The following is a 16,322-nucleotide window of genomic DNA, read 5'->3' as shown; positions in this document are numbered from 1 at the left end:
TCTCTTGTCAGGTCTTTTGATGTTGAACTTTTCTGGACTTCCGAGATCGGCGTTGCTGATCTGCCTGCTTCAGCTGTCCTACAGCCTTTGCATTTCCATGCTCATTCCGCTGATGAGCTTTTTCATCGTGGAGGGGCTGGGTGCCGAACCGTGGCAGGTGGGCCTTTATACCGGATTGCTTCTACCGCTCACGCTTTTGGCAAATCGCTGGGTTGGCGAAAGGTTGGACAAGGGCGCAAGGGTTCGCCGTCTTCTGCTCGTCTCAAGCTTTGCGCTCTTAAGTGTCACGCTTGTCCTGACACAAGTCTCCAGCCTGCTTGGATTGATCACATTTGTGATCCCCTTCATGGTCCTCGCCAACACGGGAGCCGGGATCGTCTTCACCTTCGCGCGGTTTTTCGCCGAGGCCCGGTCCCTTGATATTGCCCGGGTCAATGCCTGGGTGCGCATGTCCGTGTCACTCGGGTGGATGGTCGGGCCGGCGCTCTCCTACACGATTGTCGGCCAACAAGGCTTTCAGACCGCATTTTTGGTCGCGTTTCTCCTCGGTTTCGGCTTCCTTGCTCTTGGATGGTTCGTGGTGCCGGGTGATTTTCACCGGCAGAAAAGCTCCGATACGCCGTTGGATGATGGCAGCATCAATTACGGGCTCTTGATCGCAGGTCTGGCCTGTGTCGGCTTCACCGCAACCAATTCGTTGTTCGTGTCCTCGATGCCGCTGTTTTTTGTCAAGGAAACCGGCCTTCCGACCTCAACGCCGGGCATTTCACTTGCGGTTAAATGCTTCATGGAGGTCCTGGTGATCTTTGCCTCCATACCGCTTGCCAGAAAAGTCGGACCGCGCCCGGTCCTGATGACCTCTGCTCTGATGGCCAGCGGCAGTATGCTTTTGTTTGCGCAGGTCGAAACCGTCACCCATGTCGTTCTGGTCTCAATTCTGGAGGGGGCTTATTACGGGCTCTTTGCAGGCGTCGCGATCACCTTTGTTCAAGGCTTTGCGCCAGATCGTCCGGGGCGGGCAACAGCTGTGTACATGAACAGCCTGTTCCTCGGCGGCGTGATCGGAAGTGTCTCAATGGGGTTCATTGCCAGCGCAGCCAACTACAAAACCGTTCTTTATGTCGCCAGCATTTCGTCGCTCGTCGCACTTGTTGTGATTGCGGTGACCTACAAGGTGAAGCCCAGAAAAACCCTCATGCGCCCGTGAGAGGTCCATTTTCTTCGACTAGCCAGCTGTCGGTACATACCCGCTTTTGGAGGCCGAGAGTGCCCGTGTGATTGCGGTTGCGAAGCTCGTACGATCATCAGGATTCAGGAAGCTTCCCAATTCCACTTTCTGCTCGCGGTTCAAGAGGGAGATGTTGGTCACCCCTTCGTCGGCCAGCTTTGTGACCGATAGACGCACCCAGAAGGGATTGAAGACAAACTGCTCTCTCCGCTTTCCCGGTCCAACCTTGCGTATGATGATCTGTGTTCTCGATATGCTGACTTCCTCGTAAGTCCGTGCCGAGGCGTAATTCAAACGAAACGCGACATAGATCAGCAAAACATCCAGACCGATAAAGCCGAAGACCGGCCAGGCCCCGATCATCAGGAACAGGACCCCCGCCACGAAACTCACCACACCGAGACAGACCATGAGGATCAGAAAGCCGTTGGGACCCAGAGAACGATGTGGTGTCAGCACCGCCGTAAAAAACGGCAGGTCCGCAGCCTCTGCGGTGTTTTCCTCTGGTTTCGGATTGTCCTTGCTCATGGGACATGATTATAGAGTGGTCATGGTGAATTCAAAGACCGCTTCGCGCTCTGCCGCAGCTGCAAAGACCAGAAATAAGTCGAAGACCCGCAAGAAGGCGCCGTCTGTCGACAATCCGGGCAAGATCCTCAAGAAGTCCCGCTACTCGAAAGCCGAGACTGCAGAGATCTTTGCAAGGTTCCATGCCGATAATCCGGAACCGGAAGGTGAACTGGATTACGTGAATGCCTTCACGCTGCTTGTTGCCGTCGTTCTTTCTGCGCAGGCAACCGATGTTGGCGTGAACAGGGCAACCAAAACCCTGTTCCAGATCGCTGATACTCCACAGAAAATGGTCGCCCTCGGTGAGGATCGGGTGCGCGAGGAAATTCGTACGATCGGCCTTTTCAAGACCAAGGCGAAAAACGTCATTCTCCTGTCCGAGTTGCTTATTCGCGATCATGGCGGTGAGGTTCCGGAAGACCGTGAGGCTCTGGAAAAGCTGCCGGGGGTGGGGCGCAAGACAGCGAATGTGGTGTTGAATATCTTCTTCGGGCACCCGACGATCGCCGTCGATACGCATCTCTTTCGGCTGGCCAACCGGATTGGCATGGCACCGGGCAAGACCCCACTCGATGTTGAAAAAGCGCTTGAGAAAGTCGTTCCGCCGGAATTCGGGCTTCATGCCCATCACTGGCTGATCCTGCATGGCCGGTATATTTGCAAGGCGCGCAAGCCCGAGTGCCGCCGCTGTGTGATCTACGATCTCTGCAAGAGCCCGGAGCGGGAGAAATATGACTCCATTCCCGAAATTGCCGTGAAAACCGCAGCTCTCGTGGCGCGCTCGGCAAGTGGCACCTGCGAATGAAGCCCGCTCCGCAGTCAACCGCCCGGCTGAGGTTTCGCGAACCGACACCGGCGGATGCGGCCTTTTATCTGCGCCTGATGAACGATCCGGCCTACCACCGCTTCATCGGGGATAGGGGTTTGCGCATTCTGGAGGACGCTGAAACCTATATCCTGGACAAGCTGCTTCCCAGTTTTTCCAAAAAGGGCTTTGGCTTGTGGCTTGTCGAGGAAATCGCCAGCGGTGAATCTGTCGGGATGAACGGGCTTGTCGACCGGGACGGGTTCGAAGAACCGGACCTTGGCTATGCGTTTGTTGAAACTGCGCGAGGCAAGGGATATGCCCGCGAAAGCATTGTTGCCGTACAAGGATTTGCCACGCAGGTGCTCGGACTAACCGGGCTCCCCGCTTATGTTCACCCGGACAACGCGGCATCCGCCAAGGTGCTGGAGCAAACCGGCTTCGTAAAGGCAGGCACAATTATCTGGCCGACAACGGGCGACCCGGCCGTGAAATTTGAATGGATTGCCTGAAGATCAGGATTTGGGCCGAACGCGCACCACGACATCGACGCGCACGATTTCCATGCCTTCCGGCGCTTCAGGCACCTTGTCGATGCCAACGCCTTCACCTGGAATGTCCACCACCTTGTTTTCCCCTTCGATGAAGAAATGGTGGTGATCGGACACATTGGTGTCGAAATAGGTCTTGGTTCCGTCAATTGCCACTTCGCGCAGCAAACCGGCCTCAGTGAACTGATGCAAGGTGTTGTAAACGGTGGCCAGCGATACCGGGACATTTGCAGCCACGGCTTCTTCATGCAGATGCTCAGCGGAAATATGGCGGTCGCCCTTGGAATAGAGCAACTCGGCGAGGGATACGCGCTGCCGTGTCGGGCGCAATCCGGCATTTCTCAACATGTTGGATACGTCGGTATACTGAACGTGTATCGGCGTAAAATGAGTCATGTCAGGCCTTTGTCATATTTCCGGTCGCGTCGGCGGTCCAGATCCCTCGATCCGGCATTCGAGCCGAAACACCACGTACTACCTATGCTAGCACGTCGCGTCCGCAATCCATACTTGCCATTTCTTGCATGGAAAATGCAAGTTTTTCATCCCCAAAGCGACTGGATCCGGCTTGGGGCGCACCAAAAATAGACGGCTAAATGCAATTTGGGCTGCAATTCCCGCCGAGTTGCGGATCGCCAACCCTTTCAGTAGCGTTTCCCCTGTGTTAGGAAGTCGACCAGCCACAACGATCAAAAACGTGGAGCCTCGATCATGACTGCGCATGGTCAGGCACCTGAGACAAGACGGAAATTGAATGACCGAACGTCGCTCCAGCTACGACTATGAGGACCTCCTCTCCTGCGCTCGCGGTGAGCTTTTCGGCGAGGGCAATGCCCAGTTGCCTCTGCCCCCCATGCTGATGTTCGACCGGATTACGGATATCTCGGAAACCGGTGGCGAATTTGACAAGGGCTACGCCCGTGCCGAGTTTGAAATCAAACCGGACCACTGGTTCTTCCCGTGCCACTTTCACGGCAATCCGATCATGCCGGGCTGTCTCGGACTTGATGCCCTTTGGCAGCTGACCGGCTTTTACCTCGGCTGGCTTGGCCTTCCGGGCAAAGGCATGGCCCTGTCGACTGGTGAAGTGAAGTTCAAGGGCATGGTGACACCGAGCGTGAAGCTCGTTGAATACGGCGTTGACTTCAAGCGGATCATGAAAGGACGCCTCGTCCTCGGCATCGCCAATGGATGGCTGAAAGCCGATGGCGAGCAGATCTACGCTGCCACCGATCTTCGCGTCGGCCTGTCCACCGCCTGAACCAATTCGTTTCAGACCAGTGAATTCGGCCGGCGCTTTCTTTAAAAGCGCCGGTTTGCATATTATTTGAGCCCTGAACCCGAGCTACCCTATGGCTCGGACATAACAAATGGGAGACCGCAATGAGACGCGTTGTCGTCACCGGGATCGGGATCGTTTCCTCCATCGGCGCAAATGCCGACGAAGTCCTGACAAGCCTCAAGGAAGGCAAGTCCGGCATCAGCTTTGCTCCGGATTACGCCGAACACGGCTTCCGCAGCCAGGTTCACGGCAAGCCGAATGTCGATATCGCTTCCCTGATCGACAAGCGCCAATTGCGGTTCATGGGCGATGGCGCTGCCTATAACTACATCGCCATGGAACAGGCTCTCAAGGACAGTGGTCTTGAGGAAAAGGATGTTTCCAATCCGCGCACAGGCCTGATCATGGGGTCCGGTGGTCCGTCCACCAAAAACCTCTTCCAGGCACACCAGATCGTTCTGGAAAAGGGTTCACCCAAGCGCATGGGCCCGTTCATGGTGACCCGCGGTATGAGTTCAACCAACTCTGCCTGCCTTGCGACGCCGTTCAAGATCAAGGGCATCAACTATTCCATCACCTCTGCCTGCTCGACCTCTGCGCACTGCATTGGCGCTGCGACCGAGCAGATCCAGTTCGGAAAACAGGATGTGATGTTCGCAGGTGGCGGAGAAGAACTCGACTGGACGCTGTCCTGCCTGTTCGACGCCATGGGCGCCATGTCCTCCAAGTACAATGACACGCCTGCGACGGCTTCGCGCGCCTATGACGCGACCCGCGATGGGTTTGTGATTGCTGGTGGTGGCGGTGTTGTCGTTCTCGAAGAACTGGAACATGCCAAGGCACGCGGTGCAAAAATCTATGCCGAAATCACCGGTTATGCCGCGAATTCAGACGGCTATGACATGGTTGCGCCATCCGGCGAGGGCGGTGAGCGTTGCATGCGCCTTGCCATTGATGGCCTCGGTGACCGCAAGGTCAGTTACATCAACACCCATGGAACATCGACCCCGGTCGGCGACGTGGGCGAGATCGAAGCCATCCGCCGCGTCTTTGGCGAAAACCAGCCGAAAGCATCCTCGACCAAGTCCCTCACCGGTCACAGCCTTGGGGCAACCGGCGTTCAGGAAGCTATCTATTGTCTCCTGATGCTGGAAAACGACTTCATGACCGCGTCGGCCAACATCAACGAGCTTGATCCGGCCATCAAGCCGGAGGAAATCGTGACAACGCGGATCGACAACGCCGGGCTCGACACGGTTCTGTCCAACAGCTTCGGCTTTGGCGGCACAAATGCGTCGCTCGTTATGTCGCGCTATCACGGCTAAGGAAAACTCTATGTCTGACTTGATGAAGGGCAAACGCGGCCTTGTGATGGGGGTTGCCAACAACCACTCCATCGCATGGGGCATTGCCAAGACCCTGGCCGATCACGGCGCGGAGCTCGCGTTTACCTATCAGGGTGATGCATTCGGAAAGCGGGCCAAGCCGCTGGCTGAATCCGTTGGCTCCAACATTCTGCTTCCCTGCGACGTTGAGGACGAAAACTCCCTCGACGAAGTGTTTTCCACGCTGAAGGCCGAGTGGGGCACGATCGACTTCCTCGTCCACGCGATTGCCTTTTCCGACAAGAACGAGCTTCGGGGCAAATACGCGGATACGTCGAAAGACAACTTCATCCGCACAATGGTGATCTCCTGCTACTCGTTCACGGACATTGCGCGCCGGGCTGCCGAGATCATGCCAAATGGCGGGTCCATGATCACGCTGACCTATGGCGGATCAACGCGCGTCATGCCGAACTACAACGTGATGGGCGTTGCAAAGGCTGCGCTTGAGAGCTCGGTTCGCTATCTGGCTGTCGATTACGGCGAGCAAAACATCCGTGTGAACGCGCTTTCGGCTGGCCCGGTGCGTACACTGGCAGGATCCGGGGTTTCCGATGCCCGCCTGATGTTCAATTTCCAGAAGCGTAACTCCCCGCTTTGCCGGACCGTTTCGCTGGAAGAAATCGGTGGCACGGGCCTTTATCTTCTCTCCGACCTTTCCGGCGGTGTAACCGGTGAAGTCCACTTTGTGGACAGCGGCTACAACATCATGTCGATGCCGCGTCTGGCAGAACTGAAGGTTCAGGACCCGGCTGACTGATGCATCTATCCGAAATGAACAAGGAAAAGGGGCGGTCCAACGTGGCCGCCCCTTTTTTGTAACCCAGTGATGTAACTCTATTCTACCTGCTCGTCGGGGTAGACACCGAAAAGTCGCGTCTGATCGAGCCAGCCATCGAATTTTTCGCCCTGAATGCGGCACCAGCCACCTGCGCATTCCTTGATCGTAGCCAGGACCAACGGCTCTAGCTCGGCAACGATAACTGCATCCGACTTCGAACGCTGTCGCAGGGGCGTGCGGGAGCTTTTCTCCCAAGGTGTTACGAGCGCTGTGCGGCGACCCGAGAGCAGGGTGTGAAAGACCCAGCCTTCTTTGCCTTCCCAATCACGAATACGGCGCCAGTTGTCGAATTCCTGAACGATTTCAACGGGAAGACCGGCAATGACATAGGTCCAGGCCACATCGTGCTCGCGGGACGGGCCGACGCGGACATTGACCTTGTCAGACTTCAGGCTGACAAACCGGGGAATGGGATAGCCGGAGGGTCCGGTTTTGGTGGCCTGCGCGAGAGCCGTGACAGGTGCCAGTGTCAGCACCAAAAGGCACAGGCCGGCGAAAAATCGAATTGCAGACTTGGATATCATCCCAACCATATTATTCGCTTGTCCAATTGTTCGACGGGCATTTCTCTTGCAAAAAGCTTTAACGATCCCTGCCACAGAACACCAGCATGCCCTCTCGTCATTCCTGTGACCAGACGGGTAATCCCAAGCGTCCACTTGTTTCTACGCGCCCATCTGGTAAGGAAAAGTAACGTTCCGTGTTTGGCGGGATTGGTAATTGTAATCATGTCAGCGGTGCAAGCCCTGACGGAAGGCACAAGGCGGAAAATATGCCGAAAAAGAAGCCTGTGGTCGTTGTTACCCGGAAATTGCCCGACGTTGTGGAAACACGTATGCGGGAATTGTTCGAAACACGGCTGAATGACACCGATCGCCCCTTTACGCAGGCTGAACTGGTGGAAGCTGTTCGAACGGCGGATGTGCTTGTTCCAACCGTTACCGACCGGATTGATTCGTCCGTGCTCGCACAGGCCGGACCCAATCTCAAGCTCGTCGCCAATTTCGGGAATGGTGTCGACAACATTGATGTGGTGACCGCAAACAATCGCGGCATCAATGTTACCAACACCCCGGGCGTTCTGACCGAAGATACAGCCGACATGACCATGGCGCTGATCCTTTCGGTGCCGCGCCGCCTTGCCGCTGGCATCAAGTCTCTGGAAGCAGGCGAATGGGCTGGCTGGTCGCCAACCTGGATGCTCGGCCACCGGATCTGGGGCAAGCGCCTCGGGATCATCGGCATGGGCCGTATTGGTCAGGCTGTTGCTCGCCGGGCCAAGGCTTTCGGCATGTCGATCCATTACCACAATCGCCGCAGGGTGCCGACGGATGTGGAAGAATCCCTTGAAGCGACCTATTGGGACAGCCTCGACCAGATGCTGGCGCGCATGGATGTGGTGTCGGTTCATTGCCCGCACACACCCGGCACGTTCCATCTTCTGTCCGCTCGTCGGCTGAAGCTGATGAAAAAGGACGCCTATGTGGTCAACACGGCCCGAGGTGAGGTCATCGATGAAAACGCACTGATCCGCATGCTTGAAGCAGGTGAACTGGGCGGTGCTGGCCTAGACGTGTTTGAACATGAACCGGCCGTTAATCCGAAGCTCGTCAAGCTGGAGAACGTGGTTCTGCTTCCGCATATGGGCTCGGCGACCATGGAAGGCCGCATCGAAATGGGTGAGAAGGTCATCATCAACATCAAGACCTTCATGGACGGGCACCGTCCGCCGGATCGCGTGTTGCCGTCAATGCTTTGACAGACTGCCTTTTCGAGAAAACTTTTGCGCGGGGCCCTTGGTCCCGCGTTTTTCATGCGCCGTATTTGTTCCAGATTGCAGTTTCGCCCATGCCTTCAACAAAGGCTTTGTGGGCGGCAAATTCCTCATCTGCAATCGGGCGCACGAGGGGGACGGGGCGCTTTCGCGCATTGAACGAGCTAAGCTCACCCGGTTCGCTTTTCTCTCCTGCAGATTGGTTTGTCTCCTCGTCCGGCACCAGGCCCAGTGCCGTCTGACGACCACCGATCAGCTCCAGATAGACTTCAGCGAGGATTTCCGCATCGAGCAACGCGCCGTGCTTGATACGTTTCGAATTGTCGATGCCATAGCGGGAGCAGAGCGCATCCAGCGAATTCGGCCCGCTTGGATGTTTTCGCCGGGCCAAATCAAGCGTGTCGAGAACCTGATCGTTGCCAATGGTCCGCCGTCCGCATTTTTCCAGCTCCATGTTGATGAAGCCCATGTCGAAGGCGGCATTGTGAATGACCAGCCGCGCATCGCCAACAAATTCCAGAAACTCGTCAGCCACCTGCTCAAACAGCGGTTTGTCGGACAGGAACTCCTCAGAAAGGCCGTGAACCCGAAAGGCGCCTTCCGGCATGTCACGCTGGGGGTTTATGTAGACGTGATAGCTCTTGCCGGTTGGAATGTGGTTCCAGAGCTCCACACCGCCGATTTCCACCAGACGGTCACCGCCGCGCGGGTTCAGGCCCGTGGTTTCCGTATCAAAGGATATTTCGCGCATGTTCTGCCTCTTTCGCCATCCGGTTCACTTTGCCGCGCTCAGATCACGAAGCAAGGGGAGGGAGTGGTTTTCCCAAGCTTCAACAGGCTGTCTGCCTAATTCATGGCTGCAAGAGAGCGCATGAGCGAGGCCACGGAGCGTTGGGTCATTTCGAGATTTCGACCCGTATCGATGACGAAATGCGCACGTTTGCGCTTTTCCTCGTCTGCCATCTGGCGGCCAAGAATGGCTTCAAACCGATCCGCGGTCATGCCCGGTCGCGCCATTACCCTTGCGCGTTGAACATCGGCGGGAGCCGATACCACCACGATGACATCGACCCTTCCTTCACCAGCAGTCTCAAAAAGCAACGGAATATCCAAAAGTACGGCCCGTCGACGTTCTGAAGCCGCTTTTTGGAGAAACGCTGTCTCTTCCTCTCGAACGAGAGGATGGACGATGGATTCCAGACGTTTCATGGCGTCCGGTTTTCCAAGCACATGTGGAGACAAAAGCGTTCGGTCGACCGCGCCGTTAACGGTCGTCCCCGGAAAGGCCTGCTCGATCAACGGTGCCGCGCGGCCGGAATACAGCTTGTGAACGGTCGCATCTGCGTCGTGACCGGGAACACCCAGATCAGCGAACATGCGCGCCGTGGTCGACTTGCCCATGCCGATGGAACCAGTCAATCCAATCCGGATCACGCCTGAACTCCCAGATCCTTTACCACCAGCGCCCTCAGCTCATCATCAACCTCTGGCAGAACCCCAAACCACTTTTCAAATCCCGGTGCGGCCTGATGGAGCAGCATTCCAAGACCGTCCACCGTCGGATTGCCGCGTTCGCGGGCTGCTCTCAACAAGTCCGTTTCGAGCGGCACATAAACGATATCCGTTACCAGGGCTTTGCGCGGCAGGTTCGCCAGGTCAATTTGCAACGGGTCCTTGCCGCTCATTCCCAGCGCGGTGGTGTTGACGAGGAGATCAGCTTTTCCAAGATAACTCCCCAGTTCATCCCATGGATGTGCAATCGAACCGGCTCCGAATTCATCGGCAATTATCTGAGCCTTTTCGAAGGTCCGATTAAAGATACGCACATAGGAGAACTTTCGCTCCAGCAAAGCCCAGACAATCGCTCGCGCAGCTCCGCCTGCTCCCAGAACAATCGCCTCGTCATGGCGGTTATCCCACCCGGGATGTTGCTGGTCGAGATTTCCCAAAAAGCCGAGACCATCGGTATTTGCGCCGCACAGCTCACCGGCGTCGTTCAGCCAGAGCGTGTTTGCTGCACCCATGGCTTTTGCCGCATCATCGAGATGAACACAGGCCTTGGCCGCCGTTTCCTTGTGGGGCACGGTGACATTGCAGCCGACCAGTCCATGCTCCGGCAGGGATCGATAGAAGGCTTCCGCAGCCTCCGGCTCCACACCGCAGCGGTCATAACTTCCTTCAAGACCGTGCTTTTTCAGCCAGTATCCATGGATGAGCGGGGATCTGGAGTGGGTTACCGGCCAGCCGGTGACCGCAGACTTTCTGGGTCCGGTCATCTGTCAACAACACCCTGATTACGAAGCTCTTCGAGAAGCGGAAGAAGCGGAAGACCGAGAATGGTGAAATAGTCTCCGTCGATCCGATCAAAAAGCTGAATTCCGCGGGATTCCAGCTGATAAGCACCGACGCTGGTCAGGGCAACATCACCGACCGACGCCAGATACCGCCCGACAAATTCCGGACCATAGGGCCGCATGGTCAAACGGGCGACAGAAAGGTGCCGCCATAGTGTCTCGCCGTTCTTCGCAATGACAACTGCTGACAGGAGTTCGTGGGTTTTTCCGGAAAATTTCAACAACTGGCGGCGCGCTGCTTCCATATCTTCCGGTTTGGTGTAGCGCTCGCCTTCAAATGCCAGGATCTGATCCGCGCCTACAACCAGATCATTTGACCGACGCTCGCTGACATCCTGCGCTTTGGCTTCCGCCAGAATTGTCGCCAGATCTTCCGGGCAAAGGCCTGCCTCCAGAAGGGGGGCTTCCACGGCGCGTTCGTCGACCGTTGCCGGATCCACCTCGAAAGTCAGTCCTGCATTTTTCAGAAGCTCAGCCCGAATGCGGCTTCCGCTGGCAAGCACAAGGGTCATTCCCAACCTCGTCCATCCTGTAATGCGCTTTAAAGGTCAACAGGCCTACGCGCTTTGAAAGCCTTGAACAAGGTCATGATTTCCGCAGCGGTTTCTTCGACGGAGCGGCGCGTGACGTCAATCAAGGGCCAGTTGTTTTCGGTACAAAGGCGCCGGGCCATGGTGATTTCCCGAGCTATTTCCTTACGGTCAATGTAGGTATCGTTGTAACCATCTGAATTCATGGAAAGAATTCTATTCTTTCGGATTTGCTGAATCCGTTCTGCCGAGGCGACCAGACCAACGATCAAAGGGTTTTTTAGTTCCTTGACGTGATCCGGCAACGGGATTTGGGGAACAAGGGGAATATTCGCAGCCTTGATGCCGCGATTGGCGAGATAGATGCAGGTTGGGGTTTTTGAAGTTCTCGAAATTCCCAGAAGCACGATATCCGCAGACTCCAGATCGTCCCAGATCTGACCATCGTCGTGCAACATCGTATAGTTCAGCGCTTCCATGCGCTTGAAATACTCTGCGTCGAGCTCGTGCTGTCCGCCTATCCGATGTGTCTGTGTGACATTGAGATAGGACTGAAACACGGCAAACACGGGATCGAGGATATTGACGAAGGGAACACCGAGTTCGCGGCATTTTTGTTCAAGCCGCCCGGAAATTTCCTCGTCCACGAGCGTATAAAGGACAATTCCAGGAGCTGCCTCGACTTCCGAGATGACCCGGTCCAGCTGCATGTGCGCACGAACCAGCGGATAGACGTGCTCGATCGCCTGGACATTCTCGTACTGCGCTGTTGCCGCTCGGGAAACCGTCATCAGCGTTTCGCCGGTGGAGTCGGACACGAGATGGAGGTGAAAGTAATGTCTGGACTTGCTCACACTGTCATCCCCAGCCCTGTTGATGAATTGGGTCTATCTTGCTCACGGCACTGCCTTGGTCGGAAACTATGCCCGTTAACGAAAAATTATGAACAGCATCGGGTTTTCCGATGACTCCCGCCGAAACAAATCGGCAGACCTGTTGATTAACACGCGGTTCCACCAATTTCGACAGCTCATCCACACCAAGAAAATTCGTTAACGAATGGTTAACAAATTTACAAACTATTGCGACATTATGTTTTTTTGAGTTATCGACTCTTGGGGAGTATATGTTGTCCAGAACTTCAGGAAACTTGTCCTGAGGCGGGAATGAACGTGATCGTGTGTGGACAACAATTGATCCCGGCAATCCACGCACAATAAGAAAAAACAGATTCAAAATAAGAATCTTTTTTGTTTTGAAGTTGGGAAAGGCAGAGATCTCATGAAGTCTGAAGACCGTGCCGTGATGCGCGTATTGGCGGGTGAAAAAATGTGGCCGCCACCAATCTGGATGATGCGCCAAGCCGGTCGGTATCTCCCGGAGTATCGTGAGGTTCGAAAGAAGGCAGCGAACTTCCTGGAGTTCTGCTATTCACCGGATCTGGCAACAGAAGTGACCCTTCAACCGATCCGCAGATATGGCTTTGATGCGTCTATTCTGTTCTCGGACATCTTCGTTGTTCCCGATGCAATCGGATATCCTGTTCGCTTTGAAGAGGGACGGGGCCCTGTTCTTGAACCTCTCAATGCGGCTCTTATCGATCGTCTCGATCAGGACCGTGCCGAGAAACACCTGGAACCGGTCATAGAGACGGTTACCCGGCTTCGGGCGGAGCTACCCACTGAAACGACCCTTCTGGGCTTCTGTGGCGCTCCCTGGACCGTTGCATGCTATTCTGTTGCCGGACATACCACTCCAGACCAGACAGCAGCGCGTGTTGGCGCCTATCGTGATCCTGACCTGATGGGTCGCTTCATCGATCACCTTGTGACGGCGTCGATCCGCTACCTTGTTCGTCAGCTGGATGCCGGTGCTGATGCGGTCCAGATTTTCGATACATGGGCAGGTGTGCTTGACGATGCCGGATTTGAACGGTGGTCCATCCGGCCGACCCGCGCCATAGTCGATGGTGTGAAGGCTGAGCGGCCAAACGCAAAGATCATCGGTTTCCCCAAGGCATCGTCCGCACGTATCCTGAAATACATTGAAGGAACGGGCGTCGACGCGGTGGGCTTCGACTGGACGGCGCCGGACGAAATCGCGCTTGAGGTTCAAAAGAAGGTGCCGATCCAGGGCAATCTCGATCCCATGCGCCTTGTTGCCGGAGGCAAGGCACTGGATGAAGGGATCGACCACATTCTGTCCACTTTCGACAAGGGACCGCTGATCTTCAATCTGGGACACGGTGTCACACCGGATGCTGATCCGGAGAACGTCGCCCGCATGGTTGAACGGGTGAAGCGAGGCTAGGTGCGGTGGATCTCTACAGCTGGGTCAAATCACTTCATGTGATTTCCATCATCGCGTGGATGGCGGGGATGCTCTATCTTCCCCGTCTCTTCGTCTATCATGCCGAAGCGGCAGTCGGGTCCGACAAGTCCGAAACCTTCAAGGTGATGGAACGCCGTCTTTTGAAGGCGATCATCAATCCGGCCATGATATCGGCTTGGATCTTCGGTCTTTGGGCGGCCTATGAAATCGGTGCTTTTTCGCAAGGATGGTTCCACGCAAAGCTCACCCTCGTGCTGATCATGTCGGGAGTACACGGGTATCTGGCACGCTACGTGAAGATCTTTGCACGGGACGAGAATACCAGATCCACCAAGTTTTACCGGATCTTGAACGAAGTCCCCACTGTTCTGATGATCGGTATTGTTATCCTTGTCATTGGAAAGCCGTTCTAGGTTCACTTGGATCCGTTCTCACAAGACTGCTGCCCCGGATGAACTTCATTATCCGGGGTTGTTTATTATTCCTTTTGCGGACTTGCGAAGAAAATAAAATCAGCTTATCGTCGCGACAACTTCCATATGGTGCTTCCAGAGTTTGCCTTACGCGAAGCGCCTCTGTCCGATACAGATCTGATTGGTAGTTCCCTCAGTACACTTTCGCCGGGTTAAAGCTCCTCAAGCGGAAGTCCCCCCTCGATACATCAATCTATAGAAATGATCCCATCTTCATGCGGGAAATGAAACTTAAAGATCTCAAAGAGAAAACACCGACCGAGCTGCTTCAGACTGCTGAAGAACTGGAGGTCGAAAACGCCAGCACGATGCGCAAACAGGAATTGATGTTTGCGATCCTCAAGAACCTGGCTGCCCAGGACGTTGAAATCATCGGCGAAGGTGTCGTCGAGGTTCTTCAGGACGGGTTTGGCTTCCTCAGATCGCCGGATGCGAATTATCTGCCTGGGCCTGATGACATTTATGTCTCGCCGTCCCAGATCCGCCGGTTTTCACTCAGAACCGGGGATACGGTCGAAGGGCAGATCAGAAGCCCGAAGGACGGAGAACGCTATTTCGCGCTTCTCAAGGTCAACACAATCAATTTTGAAGAGCCGGAAAAAGCTCGCCACAAGGTTCATTTCGACAATCTGACGCCGCTCTATCCAGACGAGCGCTTCAAGATGGAAATCGAAGATCCGACGAACAAGAAAGATCTCTCCTCACGAGTGATCGATCTGGTTGCTCCGCTTGGCAAGGGACAGCGTGGTCTTATCACCGCGCCGCCGAGAACCGGTAAGACGGTTTTTCTGCAGAACGTTGCCCAGTCGATTACCACGAACCATCCGGAATGTTATCTGATCGTTCTCTTGATCGACGAGCGCCCGGAAGAAGTGACAGACATGCAGCGCACGGTGAAGGGGGAGGTTGTTTCCTCCACCTTTGACGAACCGGCCGTTCGTCACGTTCAGGTAGCCGAAATGGTCATCGAGAAGGCCAAGCGCCTCGTCGAACATGGCCGTGACGTTGTGATCCTGCTGGACTCCATCACGCGTCTTGGCCGCGCCTATAACACGGTTGTTCCGTCTTCAGGCAAGGTTCTGACCGGTGGTGTGGACGCTAACGCCTTGCAGCGTCCGAAGCGCTTCTTCGGTGCTGCCCGTAACATCGAGGAAGGCGGATCGCTGACGATCATCGCGACGGCCCTGATCGATACCGGCAGCCGCATGGATGAAGTCATCTTTGAAGAGTTCAAGGGAACGGGTAACTCTGAAATCATCCTTGACCGCAAGATCTCTGACAAGCGTGTTTACCCGGCTATCGACATTCAACGGTCTGGCACTCGTAAGGAAGAGCTTCTTGTTCCGGCCGAGCGCCTCAAGAAAACTTTCGTTCTGCGGCGTATCCTCAATCCGATGGGCACAGTTGACGCGATCGAATTCCTGCTCGACAAGCTGCGGCAGACCAAGTCGAACGATGATTTCTTCGACAGCATGAATACGTGATCTGAATCGGATCCGTATCAATCGGTTTGGAGAGGCGCAGCTGAGACTGCGCCTTTCTGCTTTTTGGAAACTCACCTGTTTCACGTGAATCGCCTTTTTTGAATCGGGATCAAAATGACATTCCCATCGAAACTGGAAACTGACCGGCTCTTCGTGCGCCCTTGGCGCTCCGATGACATTGATGATCTTTATGAACTCTGCAGCGATGCCGCGGTCATGCGCTACTTTGCGCAGGTATATGATCGGGGTGAAACCGAGCTGTTTCTGGAGAAGCTTCTGGACCGGCAGAGCAGGAACGGGTTTTGCTTTGATCCGGTTTTTGAAAAGGCGACCGGCGCATTTGTCGGGTTTGTCGGATTGAACAGACCAGGATTGTCAAAACCCTTGCCGTTCGATCCATGTGTCGAAATCGGATGGAGACTGCATAAGAGATATTGGGGGAAGGGTTACGCAAGCGAGGCCGCAAGAGAGTGGCTTCGATTCGGATTCGAAATCCTGAAACTGGACGAAATCGTTGCCTTCACCATTCCTGAAAATATCCCTTCGCAAAATGTAATGAAGCGAATTGGGATGTCTCATGATCCGCAGGGCGATTTCAAACACCCCAGTCTGCCGAATGATCATCCCATGGCCATGCACGTGCTTTATCGGCTTACAGCTTCGGACTGGCTAGTATCGAAGACGCATGCGCTTTGACTGCCATTCTGCTACTCA

At 55.3% G+C, this 16,322-nt stretch carries 19 protein-coding genes; 11 read left to right on the top strand and 8 right to left on the bottom strand.

Features of this window, described 5'->3' with window-relative positions:
* Positions 1-19: 19 nt before the first annotated feature.
* Positions 20-1,207, top strand: coding sequence for an MFS transporter (locus F0155_RS04655; protein ID WP_150523305.1), 1,188 nt, complete (start codon positions 20-22; stop codon positions 1,205-1,207).
* An 18-nt stretch (positions 1,208-1,225) separates the two neighbouring features.
* Here F0155_RS04655 and F0155_RS04650 read toward each other — a convergent pair whose 3' ends face one another.
* Positions 1,226-1,756: a DUF2244 domain-containing protein gene (locus F0155_RS04650; protein ID WP_150523304.1), complete on the bottom strand. Its 531-nt coding sequence runs from the start codon at positions 1,754-1,756 to the stop codon at positions 1,226-1,228.
* 22 nt (positions 1,757-1,778) lie between these two features.
* Here F0155_RS04650 and nth point away from each other — a divergent pair, with 22 nt between their 5' ends.
* Together nth and F0155_RS04640 are read left to right on the top strand one after the other, a co-directional pair.
* Positions 1,779-2,603, top strand: coding sequence for an endonuclease III (gene nth / locus F0155_RS04645; protein WP_150523378.1), 825 nt, complete (start codon positions 1,779-1,781; stop codon positions 2,601-2,603).
* Entirely contained in the window at positions 2,600-3,115 is a 516-nt protein-coding gene (locus F0155_RS04640; protein WP_150523303.1) for a GNAT family N-acetyltransferase, read from the top strand. Before nth ends, F0155_RS04640 begins: the two co-directional genes overlap by 4 nt.
* A 3-nt stretch (positions 3,116-3,118) precedes the next feature.
* Here the strand turns inward: F0155_RS04640 and irrA are convergent, their stop codons facing one another.
* A complete protein-coding gene (gene irrA / locus F0155_RS04635) occupies positions 3,119-3,550 on the bottom strand; it encodes an iron response transcriptional regulator IrrA (protein WP_208999127.1) in 432 nt (143 codons plus the stop codon).
* A 358-nt stretch (positions 3,551-3,908) separates the two neighbouring features.
* Here irrA and fabA point away from each other — a divergent pair, with 358 nt between their 5' ends.
* From fabA to fabI, 3 genes are all read left to right on the top strand, one after another.
* Positions 3,909-4,415 carry a 3-hydroxyacyl-[acyl-carrier-protein] dehydratase FabA gene (gene fabA, locus F0155_RS04630; protein ID WP_150523302.1) on the top strand — a complete coding sequence of 169 codons (507 nt, stop codon included), beginning with the start codon at positions 3,909-3,911 and terminating at the stop codon, positions 4,413-4,415.
* A gap of 122 nt (positions 4,416-4,537) precedes the next feature.
* Positions 4,538-5,761: a beta-ketoacyl-ACP synthase I gene (gene fabB / locus F0155_RS04625; RefSeq protein ID WP_150523301.1), complete on the top strand. Its 1,224-nt coding sequence runs from the start codon at positions 4,538-4,540 to the stop codon at positions 5,759-5,761.
* Positions 5,762-5,771: 10 nt separating this feature from the next.
* A complete protein-coding gene (gene fabI, locus F0155_RS04620) occupies positions 5,772-6,581 on the top strand; it encodes an enoyl-ACP reductase FabI (RefSeq protein WP_150523300.1) in 810 nt (269 codons plus the stop codon).
* Between the two features lie 77 nt (positions 6,582-6,658).
* Here the strand turns inward: fabI and F0155_RS04615 are convergent, their stop codons facing one another.
* A complete protein-coding gene (locus tag F0155_RS04615) occupies positions 6,659-7,195 on the bottom strand; it encodes an SH3 domain-containing protein (RefSeq protein WP_208999126.1) in 537 nt (178 codons plus the stop codon).
* A gap of 239 nt (positions 7,196-7,434) precedes the next feature.
* Between F0155_RS04615 and F0155_RS04610 the strand changes: the two genes are divergently transcribed.
* Complete coding sequence (locus F0155_RS04610; RefSeq protein WP_150523299.1) at positions 7,435-8,421, top strand: 2-hydroxyacid dehydrogenase; 987 nt, start codon at positions 7,435-7,437, stop codon at positions 8,419-8,421.
* A gap of 52 nt (positions 8,422-8,473) precedes the next feature.
* On the opposite strand, the gene dnaQ is transcribed toward F0155_RS04610, so the two are convergent.
* The 5 genes from dnaQ to F0155_RS04585 form a co-directional block, all read right to left on the bottom strand.
* Positions 8,474-9,187 (bottom strand): DNA polymerase III subunit epsilon, encoded by a 714-nt coding sequence (gene dnaQ, locus F0155_RS04605; protein WP_150523298.1) that lies wholly within the window; start codon positions 9,185-9,187, stop codon positions 8,474-8,476.
* A gap of 95 nt (positions 9,188-9,282) precedes the next feature.
* The gene (gene coaE / locus F0155_RS04600; RefSeq protein ID WP_150523297.1) at positions 9,283-9,870 is read right to left on the bottom strand and encodes a dephospho-CoA kinase; all 588 of its coding nucleotides are present in this window, start codon (positions 9,868-9,870) and stop codon (positions 9,283-9,285) included.
* Positions 9,867-10,712, bottom strand: a complete 846-nt coding sequence (locus F0155_RS04595) for a shikimate dehydrogenase (RefSeq protein ID WP_150523296.1) — start codon at positions 10,710-10,712, stop codon at positions 9,867-9,869. The genes coaE and F0155_RS04595 overlap by 4 nt, the downstream gene beginning before the upstream one ends.
* Positions 10,709-11,308, bottom strand: coding sequence for a Maf-like protein (locus F0155_RS04590; RefSeq protein ID WP_192913750.1), 600 nt, complete (start codon positions 11,306-11,308; stop codon positions 10,709-10,711). Before F0155_RS04590 ends, F0155_RS04595 begins: the two co-directional genes overlap by 4 nt.
* Before the next feature lie 23 nt (positions 11,309-11,331).
* Positions 11,332-12,174, bottom strand: coding sequence for a pyruvate, water dikinase regulatory protein (locus F0155_RS04585; RefSeq protein ID WP_150523294.1), 843 nt, complete (start codon positions 12,172-12,174; stop codon positions 11,332-11,334).
* A 427-nt stretch (positions 12,175-12,601) separates the two neighbouring features.
* Between F0155_RS04585 and hemE the strand changes: the two genes are divergently transcribed.
* From hemE to F0155_RS04565, 4 genes are all read left to right on the top strand, one after another.
* Entirely contained in the window at positions 12,602-13,630 is a 1,029-nt protein-coding gene (hemE, locus tag F0155_RS04580) for a uroporphyrinogen decarboxylase (protein ID WP_204934388.1), read from the top strand.
* A 5-nt stretch (positions 13,631-13,635) separates the two neighbouring features.
* A complete protein-coding gene (hemJ, locus tag F0155_RS04575; protein WP_150523293.1) occupies positions 13,636-14,064 on the top strand; it encodes a protoporphyrinogen oxidase HemJ in 429 nt (142 codons plus the stop codon).
* A gap of 275 nt (positions 14,065-14,339) precedes the next feature.
* Complete coding sequence (rho, locus tag F0155_RS04570; protein WP_150523292.1) at positions 14,340-15,608, top strand: transcription termination factor Rho; 1,269 nt, start codon at positions 14,340-14,342, stop codon at positions 15,606-15,608.
* 114 nt (positions 15,609-15,722) lie between these two features.
* The gene (locus F0155_RS04565) at positions 15,723-16,304 is read left to right on the top strand and encodes a GNAT family N-acetyltransferase (RefSeq protein ID WP_150523291.1); all 582 of its coding nucleotides are present in this window, start codon (positions 15,723-15,725) and stop codon (positions 16,302-16,304) included.
* Positions 16,305-16,322 lie beyond the last annotated feature (18 nt).

The sequence above is a fragment of the Roseibium sediminis genome (assembly GCF_008711325.1).
Taxonomy (GTDB): domain Bacteria; phylum Pseudomonadota; class Alphaproteobacteria; order Rhizobiales; family Stappiaceae; genus Roseibium; species Roseibium sediminis.
This window is presented reverse-complemented; position numbering and strand designations above follow the sequence as displayed.